The following is a 2,927-nucleotide window of genomic DNA, read 5'->3' as shown; positions in this document are numbered from 1 at the left end:
CGGCCGGCCCGTCGTCGTCGTGGACGTCATCTGCACACACCGGGGCTCTCCGGCGTAGCCTGGGACACGGGGGCGATCACCATGGACCGGACCGACGAGCAGATCGAGGCGATGCGCGCGGGGCGCCCGCAGCACCGCAATCCCGTGCAGCGGGACACCGTCACGTGGCTGCTGACCGGCGCCGCGACGGGGGGCGAGCACGCCCTGCTGCACGTCGAGGTGGAGCCCGGGGGAGAGGTGCTCGCCCACTACCACCACCGGTTCGGGATGCGCCTGCGCGTCCTGGAGGGCGTGCTGCGGGTCCAGGTCGGCCACGTCGTACGGGATCTCGGCGCGGGCGGAGAGGTCGAGGTGCCCGAGGACCACCTGTTCCGCTGGAAGAACCCGGCGGGGACGCCGGCCCGGTTCGTGGTCGAGGTGCGGCCCGCCCACGAGGGCTTCGAGAGGGGCCTGGTGGCCCTGTACGGGCTCGCCCGGGACGGCCGGGTCCGCCGGGACGGCCGGCCGAAGAGCCTGCTCCGCACGGCCCTGCTGATCCAGTGGACCGACATCAACCTGCCGGGGCTCTACCGCTGGCTGGGACCGCTCGTCCGGGCGCTGGCGGGGATCGCCCGCCGCCGGGGCATCGACCGCGAGCTCGAGGACCGCTACTGCGGCTGAGGGCGATTTGCCGCCCCGCCGGAAGGCCGGTATAGTTCTTTTGCGTTGCGCCGGTCGCCGCGGGTAACCGCCGGACCGGGGACGACAGTGGGATATGGTGTAATTGGCAACACTACGGTTTCTGGTACCGTCATTCTAGGTTCGAGTCCTGGTATCCCAGCACTGCTCCATCGGATCAGTACGGCCCCATCGTATAGCGGCCTAGTACGCCGCCCTCTCACGGCGGTAACGCGGGTTCGAATCCCGCTGGGGTCACCACCGCAGAACACCCCCGGACCACACGGTCCGGGGGTGTTCTCACGTCCGGGCACGGAGGCCTGACCGGCGTCCGGGACAGGGTCCGGGACCTGGTACAGTGTACGAGGCCGGTCGCGGGAGACCGCGGTCCAGCTCGGCAGGGCCCCATCGTATAGCGGCCTAGTACGCCGCCCTCTCACGGCGGTAACGCGGGTTCGAATCCCGCTGGGGTCACCACGACAGAAGTCCCCCGGACCACACGGTCCGGGGGACTTCTGCGTTCCCCCGGGACCCGGGGCAGCCTCTTCAGGCCTGCCTGACGGTCGCGTCCACGAGACCCCCGGCGTCACCGATCACTAAGCAGGCTTACATCGTGGCTCCCGCACTGCTACGTTGGCAGGGCGGCGCAGGGCCGTCGCCGAGACCGACCCCGGGACGAAGGAACACGCAATGAACGAGAGCTATGACGTGGTCGTCGTCGGCGGCGGGCCCGCAGGCCTCGCCGGCGCGCTGTGCCTGGCCCGTGCCCGGCGCACGGTCCTGGTGGTGGATGCCGGGGCCCCGCGCAACGACCCCGCCGAGCACCTCCACAACTACCTCGGCCGGGACGGTGACGCCCCGGGGGCCCTGCTCGCGGACGGGCGTGCCGAGATCACCCGCTACGGAGCGGACGTCGTCGCCGGCACGGTGGTCTCCGCGCGCTCCACCGGCGAGGAGGACGGTGACGTCCGGTTCCTCCTGACGCTCGAGGACGGCCGGTCGGTGCGGGCGCGCCGCGTGCTGATCACCTCCGGACTGACCGACGAACTGCCCGACGTCCCCGGCGTGGCGCAGCGCTGGGGACACGACGTCATCCACTGCCCCTACTGCCACGGCTGGGAGTGGCGGGACGAGCCGCTGACGGTGCTGGGCACGGGCCCCCTGGGCGTGCACCAGGCGCAGCTGTTCCGGCAGTGGAGCCACGACATCACGTTCGTGCAGCACACCGCCCCGGCACCGGACGACGAGGAGCGCGAGCAGCTGGCCGCCCTCGGCATCGGATTCGTGGCGGGCGAGGTGTCGCGCGTGGAGGTGGCCGAGAACCGGATCACCGGCCTGCGGCTGGTCTCCGGCGAGCTCGTGCCGTGCCGGGCCGTGGTCGTGGTGCCGCGCTTCACGGTGCGCTCCAGCCTCATCGACTCCCTCGGACTGGGCACGTCCCAGGAGGAGGAGAAAGGCCATGTCGTCGGCACCTGCGTGCCCTCGGCGCCCACGGGCGCCACCGACGTGCCGGGCGTCTACGTGGCGGGCAACGTCACGGACCTCCACGCCCAGGTCCTCGCCGCGGCGGCGGCCGGGCTCAAGACCGGCACCGCCGTCAACACCGACCTGCTGGCCGAGGACCTCGGCCGGGCCCACGCCGGACGCCACCGGGTATGACGCCACAGGACCTGACGGGTCCGGTCGACCGGCAGCGGATCCACGAGGAGATGGAGCGGTCGCGCGAGGTCTTCCACGCCCTCGTCGCCCACGCCGCACGGGACGACCTGCGGCGCCGCTCGTCCGGCACCCGCTGGTCGAACCAGCAGCTGCTGTTCCACATGTACCTCGGATACCTGGTGGTGCGCAGGCTCCGGCCGATCGTGCGCGTGGTCGGCGCGATGCCACCGGACAGCGGCCGCGCGTTCGCCCGGGTCCTGGACGCGGCGCGCCGGCCGTTCCACCTGATCAACTATCTGGGCTCGTGCGGCGGCGGCGCCGTGGTGCGGGGTGCTCGGCTCACGCGGTGGTTCGACCGGACGGTGGAGGTGCTGCACCGTGGTCTGGACACGGAGACCGAGGGGTCCCTGCGGCGGACCATGGCCTTCCCGACCACCTGGGACCCGTGCTTCCGGCGGTCCATGACCCTCGCGGAGGTCTACCGCTACGGGACCGCGCACTTCGAGCACCACCGGCACCAGCTCACCCTGGGCACGACGAGCCCGTGAGGCCCGTCCCGCACCTGGCCGCTGACCGTCGCGAGCACGGTGCGGTGGGTCGGGTCCGCCGGC

At 72.4% G+C, this 2,927-nt stretch carries 3 protein-coding genes and 3 tRNA genes; all 6 read left to right on the top strand.

Annotated features, from left to right (window positions below):
* Window positions 1-660 (top strand): cupin domain-containing protein (locus tag ACYVM4_RS12275; protein ID WP_460668724.1); only part of this gene is annotated, 660 nt, incomplete at its 5' end.
* A gap of 88 nt (window positions 661-748) precedes the next feature.
* Window positions 749-820, top strand: a tRNA-Gln gene (locus ACYVM4_RS12270).
* A gap of 22 nt (window positions 821-842) precedes the next feature.
* A tRNA-Glu gene (locus ACYVM4_RS12265) sits at window positions 843-918 on the top strand.
* Window positions 919-1,058: 140 nt separating this feature from the next.
* Window positions 1,059-1,134 (top strand) — tRNA-Glu (locus ACYVM4_RS12260).
* 213 nt (window positions 1,135-1,347) lie between these two features.
* Window positions 1,348-2,316 (top strand): NAD(P)/FAD-dependent oxidoreductase, encoded by a 969-nt coding sequence (locus tag ACYVM4_RS12255; RefSeq protein ID WP_460668723.1) that lies wholly within the window; start codon window positions 1,348-1,350, stop codon window positions 2,314-2,316.
* The gene (locus ACYVM4_RS12250; protein ID WP_460668722.1) at window positions 2,313-2,864 is read left to right on the top strand and encodes a DinB family protein; all 552 of its coding nucleotides are present in this window, start codon (window positions 2,313-2,315) and stop codon (window positions 2,862-2,864) included. The genes ACYVM4_RS12255 and ACYVM4_RS12250 overlap by 4 nt, the downstream gene beginning before the upstream one ends.
* The last annotated feature ends 63 nt before the right edge of the window (window positions 2,865-2,927 follow it).

This window comes from Kocuria himachalensis (assembly GCF_054784195.1).
Note: the sequence above shows the minus strand (reverse complement) of the source record. Positions and strands in the feature narration are given on the sequence as shown.